At 66.8% G+C, this 15,782-nt stretch carries 13 protein-coding genes and 1 pseudogene; 6 read left to right on the top strand and 8 right to left on the bottom strand.

Annotation, left to right across the window (positions count from 1 at the left end; translation table 11 throughout):
• Positions 1-39 precede the first annotated feature (39 nt).
• The 4 genes from radA to DSD28_RS24905 all read left to right on the top strand — a co-directional run bounded on the left by radA (position 40) and on the right by DSD28_RS24905 (position 4,688).
• The gene (radA, locus tag DSD28_RS24920; RefSeq protein WP_119259137.1) at positions 40-1,443 is read left to right on the top strand and encodes a DNA repair protein RadA; all 1,404 of its coding nucleotides are present in this window, start codon (positions 40-42) and stop codon (positions 1,441-1,443) included.
• 191 nt (positions 1,444-1,634) lie between these two features.
• Positions 1,635-2,246 carry a CvpA family protein gene (locus DSD28_RS24915; protein WP_119259136.1) on the top strand — a complete coding sequence of 204 codons (612 nt, stop codon included), beginning with the start codon at positions 1,635-1,637 and terminating at the stop codon, positions 2,244-2,246.
• Positions 2,247-2,442: 196 nt separating this feature from the next.
• Positions 2,443-3,936, top strand: coding sequence for an amidophosphoribosyltransferase (purF, locus tag DSD28_RS24910; protein WP_119259135.1), 1,494 nt, complete (start codon positions 2,443-2,445; stop codon positions 3,934-3,936).
• Between the two features lie 11 nt (positions 3,937-3,947).
• Positions 3,948-4,688 (top strand): SDR family NAD(P)-dependent oxidoreductase, encoded by a 741-nt coding sequence (locus DSD28_RS24905; protein ID WP_119259134.1) that lies wholly within the window; start codon positions 3,948-3,950, stop codon positions 4,686-4,688.
• A 203-nt stretch (positions 4,689-4,891) separates the two neighbouring features.
• Here the strand turns inward: DSD28_RS24905 and DSD28_RS24900 are convergent, their stop codons facing one another.
• The 5 genes from DSD28_RS24900 to DSD28_RS24880 all read right to left on the bottom strand — a co-directional run bounded on the left by DSD28_RS24900 (position 4,892) and on the right by DSD28_RS24880 (position 10,009).
• The gene (locus DSD28_RS24900) at positions 4,892-5,929 is read right to left on the bottom strand and encodes an HlyD family secretion protein (RefSeq protein WP_119259133.1); all 1,038 of its coding nucleotides are present in this window, start codon (positions 5,927-5,929) and stop codon (positions 4,892-4,894) included.
• Positions 5,930-5,936: 7 nt separating this feature from the next.
• Positions 5,937-7,511, bottom strand: coding sequence for an MFS transporter (locus tag DSD28_RS24895; RefSeq protein WP_119259174.1), 1,575 nt, complete (start codon positions 7,509-7,511; stop codon positions 5,937-5,939).
• 95 nt (positions 7,512-7,606) lie between these two features.
• Positions 7,607-8,062, bottom strand: a complete 456-nt coding sequence (locus DSD28_RS24890; protein ID WP_119259132.1) for a MarR family winged helix-turn-helix transcriptional regulator — start codon at positions 8,060-8,062, stop codon at positions 7,607-7,609.
• Positions 8,063-8,211: 149 nt separating this feature from the next.
• Entirely contained in the window at positions 8,212-9,063 is an 852-nt protein-coding gene (pssA, locus tag DSD28_RS24885; RefSeq protein WP_119259131.1) for a CDP-diacylglycerol--serine O-phosphatidyltransferase, read from the bottom strand.
• Between the two features lie 76 nt (positions 9,064-9,139).
• Complete coding sequence (locus DSD28_RS24880) at positions 9,140-10,009, bottom strand: phosphatidylserine decarboxylase (protein ID WP_281048119.1); 870 nt, start codon at positions 10,007-10,009, stop codon at positions 9,140-9,142.
• A gap of 54 nt (positions 10,010-10,063) precedes the next feature.
• Between DSD28_RS24880 and DSD28_RS24875 the strand changes: the two genes are divergently transcribed.
• Positions 10,064-10,474, top strand: coding sequence for a VOC family protein (locus DSD28_RS24875; RefSeq protein WP_119259129.1), 411 nt, complete (start codon positions 10,064-10,066; stop codon positions 10,472-10,474).
• Here the strand turns inward: DSD28_RS24875 and DSD28_RS24870 are convergent, their stop codons facing one another.
• Positions 10,475-12,310 carry an ABCB family ABC transporter ATP-binding protein/permease gene (locus DSD28_RS24870; RefSeq protein ID WP_119259173.1) on the bottom strand — a complete coding sequence of 612 codons (1,836 nt, stop codon included), beginning with the start codon at positions 12,308-12,310 and terminating at the stop codon, positions 10,475-10,477. It lies immediately after the preceding gene.
• Positions 12,311-12,558: 248 nt separating this feature from the next.
• Positions 12,559-14,862, bottom strand: coding sequence for a LysM peptidoglycan-binding domain-containing protein (locus DSD28_RS26425; protein ID WP_281048118.1), 2,304 nt, complete (start codon positions 14,860-14,862; stop codon positions 12,559-12,561).
• Positions 14,863-15,022: 160 nt separating this feature from the next.
• Between DSD28_RS26425 and DSD28_RS24860 the strand changes: the two genes are divergently transcribed.
• On the top strand, positions 15,023-15,643 hold the full coding sequence (locus tag DSD28_RS24860) for a TIGR00730 family Rossman fold protein (protein ID WP_119259128.1): 621 nt from the start codon (positions 15,023-15,025) through the stop codon (positions 15,641-15,643).
• 34 nt (positions 15,644-15,677) lie between these two features.
• Here DSD28_RS24860 and DSD28_RS26525 read toward each other — a convergent pair.
• Positions 15,678-15,782 (bottom strand): annotated as a pseudogene (locus DSD28_RS26525) (IS110 family transposase); the annotation flags it as partial.

The raw sequence follows: 15,782 nt of genomic DNA, 5'->3' as shown, positions 1-15,782 counted from the left end.
GCGGACGATTCCCATGTCAGGCACCAGAAGCGAGATCCGATGGCGAAAGCCCGCACCCAATTCGTCTGCCAGAACTGCGGCACCGCGCATTCCCGCTGGGTCGGGAAATGCGAGGGCTGCGGCGAATGGAACACCGTGGTCGAGGAAGACCCGATGGGCGGCATCGGCGCCGGCCCCGGCAAGGTGCCGAAGAAGGGCCGCCCCGTCGCGCTCACCACGCTTTCCGGCGAGACCGAGGAGGCCCCGCGCATCCACACCGGCATCGCCGAACTCGACCGGGCGACCGGCGGCGGCTTCGTGCGCGGCTCGGCGGTGCTGATCGGCGGCGATCCCGGCATCGGCAAGTCGACGCTGCTGATGCAGTCCGCCGCCGCCCTCTCGCGGCAGGGACATCGCATCATCTATGTCTCGGGCGAAGAGGCCGTCGCGCAGGTGCGCCTTCGCGCCCAGCGCCTGCATGCGCACGAGACGGACGTGCTGCTCGCGGCCGAGACCAATGTGGAGGACATCCTCGCCACCGTCGGCGAGGGCAAGCGGCCGGACCTCGTCATCATCGATTCGATCCAGACGCTGTGGAGCGACACGGCCGAGGCCGCGCCCGGCACGGTGACGCAGGTCAGGACCGGCGTGCAGGCGATGATCCGCTTCGCCAAGCAGACGGGCGCCGCCATGGTCCTCGTCGGCCATGTCACCAAGGAAGGCCAGATCGCCGGTCCCCGCGTCGTCGAGCACATGGTCGACGCCGTGCTCTATTTCGAGGGCGACCGCGGCCACCACTACCGCATCCTGCGCACGGTGAAGAACCGCTTCGGCCCGACGGACGAGATCGGCGTTTTCGAAATGTCCGACAGGGGGCTGCGCGAAGTCTCCAACCCGTCCGAACTCTTCCTCGGCGAGCGCAATGCCAAATCGCCGGGCGCGGCCGTCTTCGCCGGCATGGAGGGCACGCGGCCGGTGCTGGTCGAGGTGCAGGCGCTGGTCGCGCCCACCTCGCTCGGCACGCCGCGCCGGGCCGTCGTCGGCTGGGATTCGGCGCGGCTCTCGATGATCCTCGCGGTGCTGGAGGCTCATTGCGGCGTCAGGCTCGGCCAGCACGACGTCTATCTCAACGTCGCCGGCGGCTATCGCATCTCGGAACCGGCGGCGGACCTTGCCGTCGCCTCGGCGCTCGTTTCCTCGCTCGCCGGACTTGCCCTTCCCGCCGATTGCGTCTATTTCGGCGAAGTCAGCCTGTCGGGCGCCATTCGTCCGGTTGCGCACACCGCCCAGCGCCTTAAAGAAGCCGAAAAGCTGGGTTTTTCGCAGGCCGTGCTGCCCGCCGGTTCCGCCGATCTGCCCAAGGGGGCCGGTGGCCGCTGGAGCGAGATCGAAAGCCTGCCGGATCTGGTGGCGCGCATTGCCGGATCGAAGAACGCCCTCAAGCGGGAAGACGAGGACGTCTGACGCCCTCCGGCGAAAGAGAAAGCCCTGTGGGAAACATGGCTTCATGCGTGTCGAACCGGGACGGCGACGGCGCCTTCCGCTAAGTTAGCCCCGCACGGGGACATGTAAGCTAGCCCCGCATGGGGCATATAAGTTGGCCCCGCATGGGGGCATGGGGCCCGGCGACATTTCGGGTTTGGAGTAGGACGAACATGCCCATCACAATTCTCGACGGTATCGTCATCGGCGTTGCCCTGTTCTCCGCCGTTCTGGCGATGGTGCGCGGCTTCTCGCGCGAAGTGCTCTCCGTCGCAAGCTGGGTGGGCGCCGCCGCGGCCGCCTACTTCCTCTATCCGGTGCTGGTTCCCTATGCGAAGAACTACACGACGAGCGACACGGTCGCGCTGGCGGGCTCGGCCGGCGCCGTCTTCCTCGTCGCGCTCATCGTGATCTCCTTCATCACCATGCGCATCGCCGACTTCATCATCGACAGCCGCATCGGCGCGCTGGACCGCACGCTCGGCTTCCTGTTCGGCGCGGCCCGCGGCATACTGCTCGTCGTCGTCGCCATGCTGTTCTTCAATTGGCTGGTCGCGCCGCAGCAGCAGCCGGTCTGGGTCACCACCGCCAAGTCGAAGCCGCTGCTCGACAATCTCGGCTCGCGCCTCGTGGCGCTGCTGCCGGAAGACGCCGACGCGACGATCCTCGACCGCCTGCGCGGCAAGAAGACCGAGGGCGAAGGCGGCGCGGAAGAGCCGGACGGCACGACGGGCGGCGGCACCAGCCCGGCACCCGCCGAAGACACGCCCGCCACGAACGGATAAACACCAGGGGAGCCGCCGCTCGCGAGAATTGATGAAGGCAGGCTCCCCGATTTTTTGGTAGGATAGACAATCGCCACTGACGCTTCCGGGCCTCGGTGGCAAATGCTTTCGGCGATACCCATATGGGCCTCGCCGGGGCGATGAACCACCGAGTACCAGCGCAACCTCCTACGGTCCCGAGCAAAGGCTTGCAGCAATGAGCGATTTTGAGTTCCCCGGCCGCCACGACGACGATCTCGACGGCGATACGCTTCATGAGGAATGCGGCGTCTTCGGCATTCTCGGCCATCCCGAGGCGGCCACGCTGACGGCGCTGGGCCTGCACGCGCTCCAGCATCGCGGCCAGGAAGCGGCGGGCATCGTCTCCTTCGACGGCAAGCAGTTCCACACCGAAAAGCACATGGGTCTCGTGGGCGACCACTATACGAACCCGGTGACGCTGGCCAAGCTCCCCGGCAACATCGCCGTCGGCCACACGCGCTATTCCACCACCGGGGAAGTGGCGCTGCGCAACGTGCAGCCGCTCTTCGCGGAGCTGGAAGTCGGCGGTATCGCCGTCGCCCATAACGGCAACTTCACCAACGGCCTGACGCTGCGCCGGCAGCTGATTGCCGGCGGCGCGATCTGTCAGTCGACCTCCGACACGGAAGTCGTGCTGCACCTCATCGCCCGCTCGCGCTACACCAACACCACCGACCGCTTCATCGACGCCATCCGCCAGATGGAAGGCGGTTATTCGATGCTCGGCATCACCCGCACCAAGCTGATCGCCGCACGCGACCCCACGGGCATTCGCCCGCTCGTCATGGGCGAGCTCGATGGCAAGCCGATCTTCGCCTCCGAGACCTGCGCGCTCGACATCATCGGCGCGAAATACATCCGCGACGTGGAGAACGGCGAGATCGTCGTCTGCGAGATCCAGCCGGACGGCTCGATCAGCATCGAGGCGAAGAAGTCGGGCAACGCCCAGCCGGAACGCCTCTGCCTCTTCGAATATGTCTATTTCGCCCGCCCCGATTCCGTCGTCGGCGGCCGCAGCGTCTATGTGGCGCGCAAGAACATGGGCATCAACCTCGCCAAGGAGCACCCGGTCGAGGGCGACGTCGTCGTGCCGGTGCCGGACGGCGGCACGCCGGCGGCGCTCGGCTATGCGCAGGAGAGCGGCATCCCGTTCGAATACGGTATCATCCGCAACCATTATGTCGGGCGCACCTTCATCGAGCCGACGCAGCAGATCCGCGCTTTCGGCGTGAAGCTGAAGCATTCGGCCAACCGCGCGATGATCGCCGGCAAGCGCGTCATCCTCGTCGACGATTCGATCGTGCGCGGCACCACGTCGCTGAAGATCGTGCAGATGATCCGCGATGCCGGGGCGAAAGAAGTGCATATCCGCGTCGCCAGCCCGATGATCTTCTATCCGGACTTCTACGGCATCGACACGCCGGACCGGGACAAGCTGCTCGCCAACCAGTACACCGACGTCAAGGCGATGGCGGAGTATATCGGTGCGGATTCGCTTGAGTTCATCTCCATCGACGGCCTCTACCGCGCCGTCGGCGGCGAGGACCGCAACCCGGCCCGTCCGCAGTTCACCGACCATTACTTCACCGGCGACTATCCGACGCGCCTCCTTGACAAGGAAGGCGAGACGATGGGACGGAAGGTCTCGGTTCTGGCAAGCAACGGATAATTGAAGACATCATGAGCATCGACCTGAAGGGCCGCCTCGCGCTGGTCACCGGCGCCTCGCGCGGCATCGGCTATTTCACCGCCCTCGAACTTGCGAAGGCGGGCGCGCATGTCATCGCCTGCGCCCGCACCGTCGGGGGGCTGGAAGAGCTGGACGACGCGATCAAGCAGGCCGGCGGCAGCGCGACGCTGGTGCCCTTCGACCTTGCCGACATGGCGGCCATCGACAAGCTCGGCGGCTCGATCTTCGAACGCTGGGGCAAGCTCGACATCCTCGTCGCCAATGCCGGCGTGCTCGGCACGATCTCGCCCATCGGCCATGTCGAGGCGAAGGTCTTCGAGAAGGTGATGACCATCAACGTCACAGCGACATGGCGCCTCATCCGCTCGCTCGAGCCGCTGCTGCTGAAGTCGGACGCCGGCCGCGCCGTCATCCTCTCTTCCAGCGCCGCGCACAAGTGCAAGCCCTTCTGGGGGCCCTACTCCGCCTCCAAGGCCGCCGTGGAAGCCCTTGCCCGCACTTGGGCCGGCGAGACGCAGCGCACGGCCCTGCGCGTCACCTCGCTCGACCCCGGCGCCACCCGCACCGCCATGCGCGCGCAGGCCGTTCCGGGCGAGGATCCGTCGACGGTGCAGCATCCTTCGGAGGTGGCGAAGGCCATCCTGTCGCTGGTCTCGCCGGATTTCACGGAGACCGGCAAGCTCTTCGAGATGCGCAAGGGGCGTCTGTTGGATTACCGGCTGCCGGATTGAGGCGGGCGCCAATAGCGCCCCTCATCCGCCTGCCGGCACCTTCTCCCCGCAAGCGGGGAGAAGGATCGTCGTGGCGCGGTTCTGCCATCCACCACGGTTGCGAATTGCTGGAAGCCGGATCGGCATAGGCCTTCGCCCCGCTTGCGGGGAGAAGGTGCCGGCAGGCGGATGAGGGGCAGTTCCTACTGCCTACTGCCTGTTCTCTACTCCCCGACCACCGTCGTCACCTCCACCGAGAGCCCCGGCGCGAGATATTTCGCAAGGTCCTGCCCCTCGTCGATGGCGATGCGGACGGGGATGCGCTGGGCGATCTTGGTGAAGTTGCCGGTGGCGTTGTCCGGCTTGATGACGCTGAATTCCGAGCCGGCGGCCGGCGAGAAGCGCTCGACATGGCCCGTCAGGGTGGCGTGCTTCAGCGCGTCAACGCTGACCTTCACCTTCTGGCCGGGCTTGATATAGGCAAGCTGCGTTTCCTTGAAATTGGCGATGACCCAGGTGTCCTGCGGCACGACGGCCATGAGCTGCGTGCCGGCGGCGACATATTGGCCGAGCTTCACGCCCACCTCGCCGACGGCGCCGTCGCGCGGCGCAGTGATGACGGTGTTGGAAAGGTCGATCTTGGCAAGCTCGACCGAAGCCTCCGCGCCCGCCACCGCGGCGCGCAGCGAGTCGCGGCCGACGATGATCGTCTGGAGGTCCTGCCGGGTGACTTCGAGATTGGCTTCGGCCTGCACGACGGCGGCCTCGGCCTGGTCGAACTGGGTGCGGCTCTGCTCGCGGTCGCTCTGGGTGGCGATGCCCTTGTCGGACAGTTCCTCGATGCGGTTCCAGTTCTCCTGCGCGCGGCGCTTGGCGGCGCTGGCGCTGGCGAGCGCCGCATCGCTGGCGCCGATGCGCGCCTTGGCGGCGTTTTCCTGCTGCTCGGAATTGGCGAGCGCCGCCTTCTGGCTGGCGAGTGTCGCCTCGGCCTGCGCCACCTTCTGGCGGTAGATGCGGTCGTCGAGGCGGGCGAGCACGGCGCCGGCCTTCACGGGCTCGTAGTCCTTGACCGTGACGTCGGTGACATAGCCGGCGAGCTGCGGGCTGATCAGCGTGACGTAGCCGCGCACATAGGCATTGTCGGTCGTCTGCACATCGCTGGAGAAGGGCGGCAATTGCCAGGCGTAGAGAACGGCGCCGATACCGGCGATGCCGAGGAGGATGGCGACGCCGGTCGCCGTGTTGCGGATATATGTCTTCATTGCGGGGTCAACCTTCAACGGCCGCCTGCCCTTCGGGGCGGGCGGCGGCCTCCTTGATGCGGATGTAAAGCCAGTGAATGACGAGCGCGACGGCGGCGCCGACCGCCAGAAGCGCGATGATGAGGAATGCGTCATTGTGGGCCAGCACGTTGGCCTCGCGCGTCACCTGCTGGCTGAGCAGCGCGACGCCCTCCGCCTTGAGCACGGCGGGGTCGGTGATGATACGGCCATAGGAGGCGGAAAGCTGCGAGACGCGGTTTGCGACCAGCGGGTCGGCAAGCGTCATCGACTGGGCGAGTATGTTGGAATGGAACTTCTCGCGCAGCGTGATGAAGGAGCCGAACAGCGCCGAGCCGGCCAGCCCGCCGAGGCTCTGCGTCACCAGGAAGACGACGATGAAGCTCAGGATGTATTGCGGGCCCTTGCGCAGCGCCATGGTGAAGCCGGCGGCGATGGCCGGCGGCATGAAGAGGCTGCCGCCGACCGCGATCATCGACTGGCTCAGATACATCTGCCCGGGCCGCGTGAGGTTCGTCGCATGGCTGTCGAGGAAGGCACCGATGCCGATGAAGAGCAGCGCGGCCATGTGGATGCCGGGCTCCCGCCCCGGCTTGAGAATCGCCGCGCAGGCAAGCCCGCCCGCGACGGTGGCGAGCGCCACGATGCCGTAGAGGCCGGTCAGCTGGTCGTTCTGCAGGCCTATGATCTGGAAGAAATTGCTGGCGACGGCGGTCTGCTCGGCCAGCATCAGCCGGAACAGCACCAGCACCGCGCCGACATGCAGCACCTCGCGGCTGGCGAGCCAGCGCAGGTCGATCAGCGGCTTCTCTCGGTTCAGCTCCAGCACGGCGGCGATGGTGAGCGCGGCGATCATGACCACCAGCAGCTCGCCGAGCCACCGCGCCTCCAGCCACCAATAGATCCTTCCGGTGACGAGCACGACGGCGCCCGAGCCGAAACCGATGGCGATGAAGATGTAGCTGACGATGTCACGCTTCTCGATGACCTTGGCGCGCGGGATCGGCGTCAGCGGCAGGAGGTAGATCGCCGCGAAGGCGAGCATGGCGAGCGCCAGTTCGAGCTGGAGCAGCGCCCGCACGCCGCCGAGGTCGATCAGTGTCGGCGAGATGAAGCGGGTCAGCGGCGGGGCAAGGCTGATATTGGTAAGCGCCAGCGAAATGCCGACCGTCAGCTTGCGGGCCGGCGGAAAGGCCTCCAGCATATAGAGGAAGCCGAGCGAGGAGAGCGGCGCGGCGGCGATGCCGGCGAAGAAGCGCAGCACGATCGCCGAACGCAGGTCCGTGATGAACATGTGCAGCGCCGCGACGACGAGGAAGACGGCGATGCCGAGTTCCGCGAAATGGCGCAGGCCGTACTGGTTGCGGATCTTGATGAGGGCGATCGACAGCGAGGCGTTGGGCGCCATATAGGCCGCCATCAGCCAGACCGCCTCGGCGCTGGTAGCGCCGAACGGGCCTTGAAGCTGGGGAATATTGGCGGCCACGAGGTTCATGCCGAAGCCCTGCGTGAGGGCCAGCAGCGTCGAGGCGGCCATGTAGGCGGCGGCGCGCGCGGGCAGCATCGGCGGGGGAGCTGGCGGCGGGGCGGCCGGCGGCGCCTCCACCGGCTCCGGTGGCTCGCCCTCCGCGCCGCGATCCCCGTTCTCGGGCGCGGTGCTCATGCGTCGACGCTCTCCCGACAGCTCTTTGCGATGTTCTCGGCCATGGTGGCGAAGACCTTGACGGTGGTGGACATGTCGCCGGCCGGGATGCTCTTCAGCACGTCGGCGCGCAGCGATCTGGCAAGGTCCAGTACCTCTTCCGCCACCTGGGCGCCGTAGGGCGTCATGGCGATCTGCTTGGCGCGGCGGTCGCCTTCGACGGCCTGCCGCTCGATGAAGCCCTGCTTTTCCATGCCATCGAGCAGGCGAACGAGGGTCGGCGTCTCGATGTCGAGTTCGTCGGCAAGTTCCCGCTGGTTGAGTTGCACGCCGCGGCCGAGGATGAGCAGCGCGCGGGCGCGCGGCAGCGTCAGCCCCCTCTCCTTCACGCGGGCGTCGAACAGCGCGCGCATCTTGCGCTGGACGCGGGAGAGATCGTCGAGGAGGCGTTCGCGCGGATCGGTCGTGCTCATCTTGCCAGTCTCATTGCTAGTCTCAATATTATTAGCCCACTATCTATTTGATAGCTATCTACCCGACCGCCTGGCAAAAATCAAGCCCTGCCCACGGGGTGTGGACAGGGCTTCAAGGGATTCACGCGGATGTGATGGCGGGAGCCGGCTCAGGGGCCGTCGGCCTCCTCGGGGAATTCGCTTGCGCCATGGGTCGAAGGCGTCGTCCAGCCGCCGTACTTGCGCTGCCAGGAGCGCGCGCCGAACGGCAGGGTCGCGAGATAGGCGACGACCGTCACAACCATGGTCTCCCAGGTGAAGCTCATCAGCGTCGCGACATAGATGACGACGAGCAGGATCGCCGGCAGGACAAGATCGCGGCGGATGCGGCTGCCCTCGGACTTGCCGGACCAGACCGGCAGGCGGCTGACCAGCAGGAAGCCGATCAGCACCGTATAGCCGGAGGCGAGGAAGGCGAAGAGCGGGCTCGGCGCGATGCCGAGGAAGCCGAGATAGACGGGCAGCAGCACGAGCATGGCGCCGGCGGGCGCCGGCACGCCGACGAAATATTCCGACTGCCACTTCGCCTTGGTCTCGCGCTCCGCCATGACATTGAAGCGCGCGAGGCGAAGGCCCGCGGCGATGGCGTAGATCAGCGCGGCGATCCAGCCGAAGGAGCGCGCCTGATCGAGAATGAAGACATAGAGCACAAGCGCGGGCGCCACGCCGAAATTGACGATATCGGCGAGCGAATCCATCTGCCCGCCGAACTTGGACGTCGCCTTCAGCAGGCGCGCGACGCGGCCGTCGATACCGTCGAGGAAGGCGGCGAGCAGCACCATGCCGACGGCGAGCTCGTAACGGTTCTCGAAGGCGAGCCGGATACCGGTGAGGCCCGCACAGATGGCGAGAACCGTGATGACATTCGGGATGATGATGCGCAGCGGGATTTCACGCAGGCGCGGGCCCCTGGCCTCGTCGTTCGGGCCATTGGGCTCATAGGGCGGAAACGGAGTGTCCATCGCTTATCGCTTCGTTCGTGTCCTTGGCAGCGGCTGTTCCAGTCTAGATAAGCCGCTGCGACGAATGGTCAATCATTCAGCCGCGACGGCTGATGACCGGGCCCTTGGCCGAGCCGAATTCGGCAAGCACCGTCTCCCCGGCGATCGCCGTCTGACCGACGCTGACGCGCGGCTCGGCACCGGCCGGCAGGAAGACGTCGAGGCGCGAGCCGAAGCGGATGAGGCCGAAGCGCTCGCCGGCCTCCAGGCTGTCGTTCATCGCGGTCCAGCAGAGGATGCGGCGGGCGACGAGGCCGGCGATCTGCACGACGCCGATCCGGCCATGGGCGCTTTCGATGACGAGACCGTTGCGCTCGTTCTCCTGGCTCGCCTTGTCGAGGTCGGCATTGAGGAACTTGCCGGCGCGATAGGCGACCCGCGAGACGCGGCCGCGCATCGGCGCGCGGTTCACATGGCAGTTGAAGACGTTCATGAAGACCGAGATACGCATCATCGGCTGGTCGCCGAGCTCCAGCTCGGCCGGCGGCGTCACCATGGCGATGGCCGAGACGCGGCCGTCTGCCGGGGAGATGACGAGATCATCGTCCTGCGGCGTCATGCGCTCGGGATCGCGGAAGAAATAGGCGCACCAGGCCGTCAGGATGAAGCCGATCCACATCAGCGGCTCCCAGAGGAGACCGAGAAGCAGCGACACGACGAAGAAGGCCGCCACGAACTTCCAGCCCTCCCGATGAATCGGCACCAGGGTGCTGCGTATCGTATCGACCAAACTCATCTTCCGACGTCTCCTGATAATTTCACGCCATCGACCTAGCGTGAAAAGCCCGCCGGGGCAATGCGGCGCAGTGGATAGACGCCGGACGCGGGGCTTGGCGTATGTGGTTTCGATGGGAAACCGGGCGGGATACCCCCTCTGCCCGGCAAGGCAGAGGGGGGTATCCCGCATTGACAGAGCAGCTGACGGAAGTGGACACTCGTCATCATTGCGGGAGGCAAAGCCATGAGCGCAGAGACGGAAAAGCAATCGCTCCTCAGCGGCGCGGAACCGGTCCTCTACGTGACCAACTTTCCCGCCGCCCTCGCCTTCTACACGCAGAAGCTCGGCTTTGCCGTGGACTTCACCTATGGCGACCCGCCCTTTTATGGCGTCGTGCAGCGGGATCGGGCGCGGCTCTGCCTGCGGCTCGTGGAAGGGCCGGTCTTTGCCGGAGACGTGCGGGAGCGCGAGGAACTGCTGTCGGCGTCGATCACGCTCGACAGCGCGACGGCCATCGAGCGGCTCTTCCTCGACTATCAGGCGAAGGGCGTGCCCTTCCACCTGACGCTGACGACGCAGCCGTGGGGCGCGAGGAACGTCATCGTCCGCGATCCGGACGGCAACCTGATCCTCTTTGCAGCCCCCGGCGACTGATCACTCCGCCGCTGGCACGCCGCGCGTGACGATGCCGAGATCGTCGCTCTCGCGCACCTGCTTCAGTCGCTCCTCGGCCTGCACGGCCTCGCGCTGGCGGTTCCACATGGAGGCGTAGAGGCCGTCGTCGCGCTGCATCAGCTCGCCATGCGTGCCGCGCTCGGCGATCGCGCCGTCCTTGAGCACGATGATCTCGTCGGCCGAGATGACGGTGGAGAGGCGGTGGGCGATGACCAGCGTGGTGCGGTTCTTCGAGACCACATCGAGCGCCGCCTGGATTTCCTGCTCGGTGCGGGTGTCGAGCGCCGAGGTCGCCTCGTCGAGGATGAGGATCGGCGGGCTCTTCAGGATCGTGCGGGCGATGGCGACGCGCTGCTTCTCGCCGCCGGAAAGCTTCAGGCCGCGCTCGCCGACCATCGCCTTGAAGCCGCCCGGCAGGTGGCGGATGAAGGGGCCGATCTGCGCGGCTTCGGCGGCGGCCGTGACCTCCTCGTCGGAGGCTTCGGGGCGGCCGTAGCGGATGTTGTAGGCGATGGTGTCGTTGAAGAGCACGGTATCCTGCGGCACCATGCCGATGACCTTGCGCAGGCTCTTCTGCGTGACATCCCGCACATCCTGCCCGTCGATGGTGATCGCCCCCTCCTGCACATCGTAGAAACGGTAGAGCAGGCGCGAGAGCGTCGACTTGCCCGCGCCGGAGGGGCCGACGACGGCGACGGTCTTGCCGGCCGGCACGTCGAAGGAGATGCCCTTGAGGATCGGCCGCGCCGGATCGTAGGCGAAATGCACGTCCCTGAAGGAGATCGCGCCGTCCGTGACGGCAAGCGCCGTCGCGCCCGGCCTGTCCTGCACCTCTTCCTCGACCTCCAGCAGATCGAACATCTGCTCGATATCGGTGAGGCCCTGGCGGATTTCGCGGTAGACGAAGCCGATGAAGTTGAGCGGGATGGCCAACTGGATCAGCATGGCGTTGATGAAGACGAAGTCGCCGACCGTCTGCTCGCCGCGCTGCACGGCAAGCGCGGACATCGCCATCATGACCGCCATGCCGACGCCGAAGATCAGCGCCTGGCCGAAGTTGAGCCAGCCGAGCGAGGTCCAGACCTGCGTGGCGGATTTCTCGTAGCGCTCCATGGACTGGTCGAAGCGGCGGGCTTCCATCTCCTCGTTGCCGAAATATTTCACCGTCTCGAAGTTGAGGAGCGAATCGATGGCCTTGGTGTTGGCCTCCGTGTCGCTGTCGTTCATCGCGCGGCGGATGGAGATACGCCAGTCGCTCGCCCGCACGGTGAACCAGATGTAGAGACAGACCGTGACGGCGGTGACGGCGAGGTATTGCAGGCCATAACCGCGCCAGAAGACGGCGGCGGTCAAAAGGAACTCGATAAAGGTCGGCACGCTGTTGAGGATCGTGAAGCGCACGATCGTCTCGATGCCCTTGGTGCCGCGCTCGATGACGCGCGACAGGCCGCCGGTGCGCCGCTCCAGATGGAAGCGCAGCGACAGGCGATGCAGGTGCACGAAGGTGCGGTAGGCGAGCTGACGCACGGCATATTGCCCGACGCTGGCAAAGAGCGCGTCGCGAAGCTGGTTGAGGCCGGCCTGCACGATGCGCGCGCCGTTATAGGCGAGCACCAGCATGACGGCGCCGAGCAGGAAGGCGGGTAGCAGGCCGACGGCGTCGGGCTTGTTGTTCAGTGCATCCGTCGCCCATTTGAAGAAATAGGGAACGAGCAGCAGCACGATCTTGGAGGCGAGCAGGAAGACCGAGGCCCAGACCACCCGCATCTTCAGGTCCGGCCGATCCGAGGGCCACATATAGGGCCAGAGGTTCATCAGCGTCTGGAGGAGATTGCTGTGGTCGGCCGAAACCGTCTTTTTCGTCGTCGTCGCCACGCTGGCCTCCGCCGGACGCCAATCGCCCGCTCTCGTCTGCTGCCCGTGAAAAGCGTCGTTCGACGCCTTTCAGCCTTCGTCTTCACGCAATCGCGCATGGAATGAAATACGGCGCCCGGTGGGGCGCCGCATAGCGGAGATAGGACCTTGCCGGCCGTTTCGCAACGGCCGGCAGGAAATAACGGCCGTCAATTCCCGCGCATATGCTTGCGGTGCATCTTCTCGGCCTCGGCGTCGGTCTCCATGGTCTTGTCCGGCACGCCGAAGACCTGGCCGGGGATGATGCGGTCCGGGTTGGCGATCTGGTCCTCATTGGCGAGGTAGATCGTGGTGTAGCGCACGCCCTTGCCGTAGATGCGGCGGGAGATCTGCCACAGCGTATCGCCGCGGCGGATGATGACCGAAGTCTTGCTCTCCTTGAGCGGCGCCTGCTCGACCGTTTCCGGCTCCCCGGCGACAGCCTCGCCGCCCGTGGAGGCCGCGGCCTGACCGCCCGATGCCGCACCGCTTTCGGTGCCCGCAGCGGTAGAAGCGCCCTCGCCTGCAGCCGCGCCATCGGTTGCCGTGGCACCGTCGGTCGCAGCAGAGCCGTCCGTTGCGGTGGCGGCGCCCTGCGTCGCGGTTGCAACGGCATTGGCCGCGGCGGTCAGCGAAGGCATGCCCTCGAGCGCGACGAGCGCCTGCTGGTAGGCTTCCTTGCCCGCGCCGGCCGGCACGGCGGCAAGGCGGTCGAGCGCGGTCGCGGCCCAGCCCTTCAGCTCCTCGATGGCGGCCTTGACGTCGGCGGCGGTATCGGCCGGCGGCACGAAGCCGGTGAGGCGCATCAGCGCGCTTTCGAGCGCCGTGCGGCCCGTCTGGATCTCCGCCGCCGTGGCATTCCTGCCATCGGCGAAGAGTGCGACGAACTGCTGCTGCAGGGCGGTCGCCTGACCGGCCAGCGCCTCGATGGAGTTGTCCGCGGCGGCCGTCACGTTGCCGGCCGCGTCATGGGCCTTCTCGATCGCCGGGGCGAGCGCATCGGCAACGGCGGTCTCGATCGAGCCGAGCGCCTCGCCGACAGCGGCAGCATCCGGCGGCAGCGCATGAAGACGGGTCAGCGCGGAGGCGGCAGCGGCGGATGCCTTGGCCGCCATCTGGCGGGCCGCCTCCCCTTCCTCCTCGCCGGGCTTGAACTCGGCCAGCGACTTCAGCGCGATCTCCGTCGCGGAGCGGGCCGCCGCCAGTTCCTCGGCACTCGGCACGCGGCCGTCGGCGTAAAGGCCCTTGAGGAGTGCGAGCGCCTTGTCCGCCTCGGTGCGCAGCTTGTCGAAGGTGCCGCCGCCGATAAGGCCGAGGCCCGGGCCGGCATCGGTCGCGGCATTTTCCTGCGCGACCACCGCGACCTGCTCGCCTTCCGGCCGGTCGAACGGAACGGAGGCGCGGAAATCGACCTTGCTGCCGTCGGCATTCATGACATCGGCGCGAACCGTGTGGCCGCCGACAGAGAGAACGATCTTGCCATCGATGACATAGCGGCCCGCTTCATCGGCCTTGGCCTCGCCGACGAGCTTGTCGTCGGCATAAATGCGGACCAGTGCGTTCGGCTTGGCCGTTCCGGCGACGAACATACGCTCGCCTTCCAGCTCCACGGCCGAAACACGCGCCTGCGCCTTCGCAGCGGCGTCCGCCGTATCGGCGGCGGGCTGGGTGCCCTCGCCCGTCGGCTGCGCGCCGGCGGCTTCGCCTCCGGTCACGGTCTGCCCGCCCGTGGCCAGCGGCACCTCGCCCGCGGCGGATGCGACTTCGCCGCCCGCCGAGCCGGCGGATGTACCGCCCGCTTCGCCGGCCGCCTTCTGCGCGGCTTCCGGCATCGTGATCAGCCGGCTCGCCTCACCGGGCTTCGAGACCATGGCGAGCAGCTCGCCGCTGCCGTCCTTCGGGACGGAAACAGTCGCGACCTCCTCGGAGGTCTTGGTGTCGCCCTTGTCGTCCTTGGTGTTCAGCGTGAGCTGGTAGTCGCCGGCGGCGAGCGGATGGTCGAACACGGCAGCGAAATCGCCCGAGGGGCCGATATCGGTCGTGGCGACGACCGTCTCGCCGTTGCGGATCTCCAGCCTGGTGTTCGGCTGGCCTCGGCCGGCGATCACCGTGGAGCCGTCCGGCTCGACACGCAGGAGATCGAAGGCGGGCGTGACCCAGCCGGCCGTAGGATCGGCCGAAGGCTCGGCGGGGGTGGCGTCGGCCTTGGCGGTTTCCTGCGTCGCGGCGGCCGTGGCAGTGGCATCGCCGCTGGAAGCCGTGCCGGCCGCGGGCTGCTCACCCGTCGCGCGGGCCTGCTTGCCGTCCGTCGTCCTGGTATCGCCGCCGCCCTCGACCGGCTTTTCGGCAAGCGATGCGACCGGCGTTTGCGCGGGCTTTTCCTTGTTCATGTTGGGCAGCACGAAGAAAACCATGAGCAGCGTTGCCGCCGCCAGCACGATCAAGGCCACCAGGCCGGTCTTGTTCTTCATCATCAACTCTCTCTCTGTCCCGGTTTCCCGGGGCGTCCCCTGCCGAAATTGCTATCGGTTCCCAGTGCCTTGCACAAGGTTTCGGGGGCTTTGGCGGCCTTGCCCCCACGCTTTTTCGGTCAATATCCTTGACGGGCCGCCGGGCGGGTGTCTGAATCGGGGCATGAGTGAGCAAAACATGCCGATTCGATCCGTCTGCGTTTACTGCGGCTCCCAGCCGGGCCGTGATTCTGCCTATGTCACCGCCGGAAGGCTGCTGGGCAAGGCGATGGCGGAAAACCACCTCCAGCTCGTCTATGGCGGCGGGACCAAGGGCATCATGGGAGCCGTCGCCAGCGGCGTGCTCTCGCATGGCGGGCGCGTCACCGGCATCATACCGCAATTCCTCGTGGATATGGAGGCCACGCGCCATTCGCTGGGCCAGCTCAGCGAACTGATCGTCACGCCCGACATGCATGAGCGCAAGCACAAGATGTTCGACCGCGCCGACGCCTTCGTCGCCCTGCCGGGCGGCATCGGCACGCTGGAGGAGATCGTCGAGGTGATGACCTGGGCGCAGCTCGGCCGGCACAGGAAGCCGATGGTCTTCGCCAATATCGGCGGCTTCTGGGACCCGATGCTGAAGCTCATCCGCCACATGGCCGACGAGGGCTTCATCCACACCGCCCATCTCGTCCAACCGCTCGTCATCGACGACCCGGAAGAAATCGTCTCCGCCCTTGTCGAGCACTGGGCCGGCCAGATCGACCGCGAGGGTGAAGCCGAGATCATCGCAAAGCTCTGACGCCGGGAGCGACGGAAACAAAAAAGCAACGGTGTTAGGCGTCAAGCGCCGTTGCTCTATACTCTCGCATTCTGGCGTTGAGAATGACGATCATCTTGCGCATGACGGCGACGATTGCGACCTTTCCCGGCTTGCCCTT

Origin of the sequence: Shinella zoogloeoides, from assembly GCF_003574625.1 — a bacterium.
Lineage (GTDB): Bacteria > Pseudomonadota > Alphaproteobacteria > Rhizobiales > Rhizobiaceae > Shinella > Shinella zoogloeoides_A.
This window is presented reverse-complemented; position numbering and strand designations above follow the sequence as displayed.

What these genes read in the sequence shown, in the direction of transcription:
- DSD28_RS24875 (WP_119259129.1), top strand. Translation starts at nt 10,064, where the DNA reads ATGAGCGCAGAGACGGAAAAGCAATCGCTCCTCAGCGGCGCGGAACCG.
- DSD28_RS24880 (WP_281048119.1), bottom strand. Translation starts at nt 10,009, where the DNA reads ATGCGGGATACCCCCCTCTGCCTTGCCGGGCAGAGGGGGTATCCCGCC.
- DSD28_RS26425 (WP_281048118.1), bottom strand. Translation starts at nt 14,862, where the DNA reads ATGATGAAGAACAAGACCGGCCTGGTGGCCTTGATCGTGCTGGCGGCG.
- pssA (WP_119259131.1), bottom strand. Translation starts at nt 9,063, where the DNA reads ATGGACACTCCGTTTCCGCCCTATGAGCCCAATGGCCCGAACGACGAG.
- DSD28_RS24905 (WP_119259134.1), top strand. Translation starts at nt 3,948, where the DNA reads ATGAGCATCGACCTGAAGGGCCGCCTCGCGCTGGTCACCGGCGCCTCG.
- purF (WP_119259135.1), top strand. Translation starts at nt 2,443, where the DNA reads ATGAGCGATTTTGAGTTCCCCGGCCGCCACGACGACGATCTCGACGGC.
- radA (WP_119259137.1), top strand. Translation starts at nt 40, where the DNA reads ATGGCGAAAGCCCGCACCCAATTCGTCTGCCAGAACTGCGGCACCGCG.
- DSD28_RS24900 (WP_119259133.1), bottom strand. Translation starts at nt 5,929, where the DNA reads ATGAAGACATATATCCGCAACACGGCGACCGGCGTCGCCATCCTCCTC.
- DSD28_RS24870 (WP_119259173.1), bottom strand. Translation starts at nt 12,310, where the DNA reads ATGAACCTCTGGCCCTATATGTGGCCCTCGGATCGGCCGGACCTGAAG.
- DSD28_RS24915 (WP_119259136.1), top strand. Translation starts at nt 1,635, where the DNA reads ATGCCCATCACAATTCTCGACGGTATCGTCATCGGCGTTGCCCTGTTC.
- DSD28_RS24895 (WP_119259174.1), bottom strand. Translation starts at nt 7,511, where the DNA reads ATGCTGCCCGCGCGCGCCGCCGCCTACATGGCCGCCTCGACGCTGCTG.
- DSD28_RS24860 (WP_119259128.1), top strand. Translation starts at nt 15,023, where the DNA reads ATGAGTGAGCAAAACATGCCGATTCGATCCGTCTGCGTTTACTGCGGC.
- DSD28_RS24890 (WP_119259132.1), bottom strand. Translation starts at nt 8,062, where the DNA reads ATGAGCACGACCGATCCGCGCGAACGCCTCCTCGACGATCTCTCCCGC.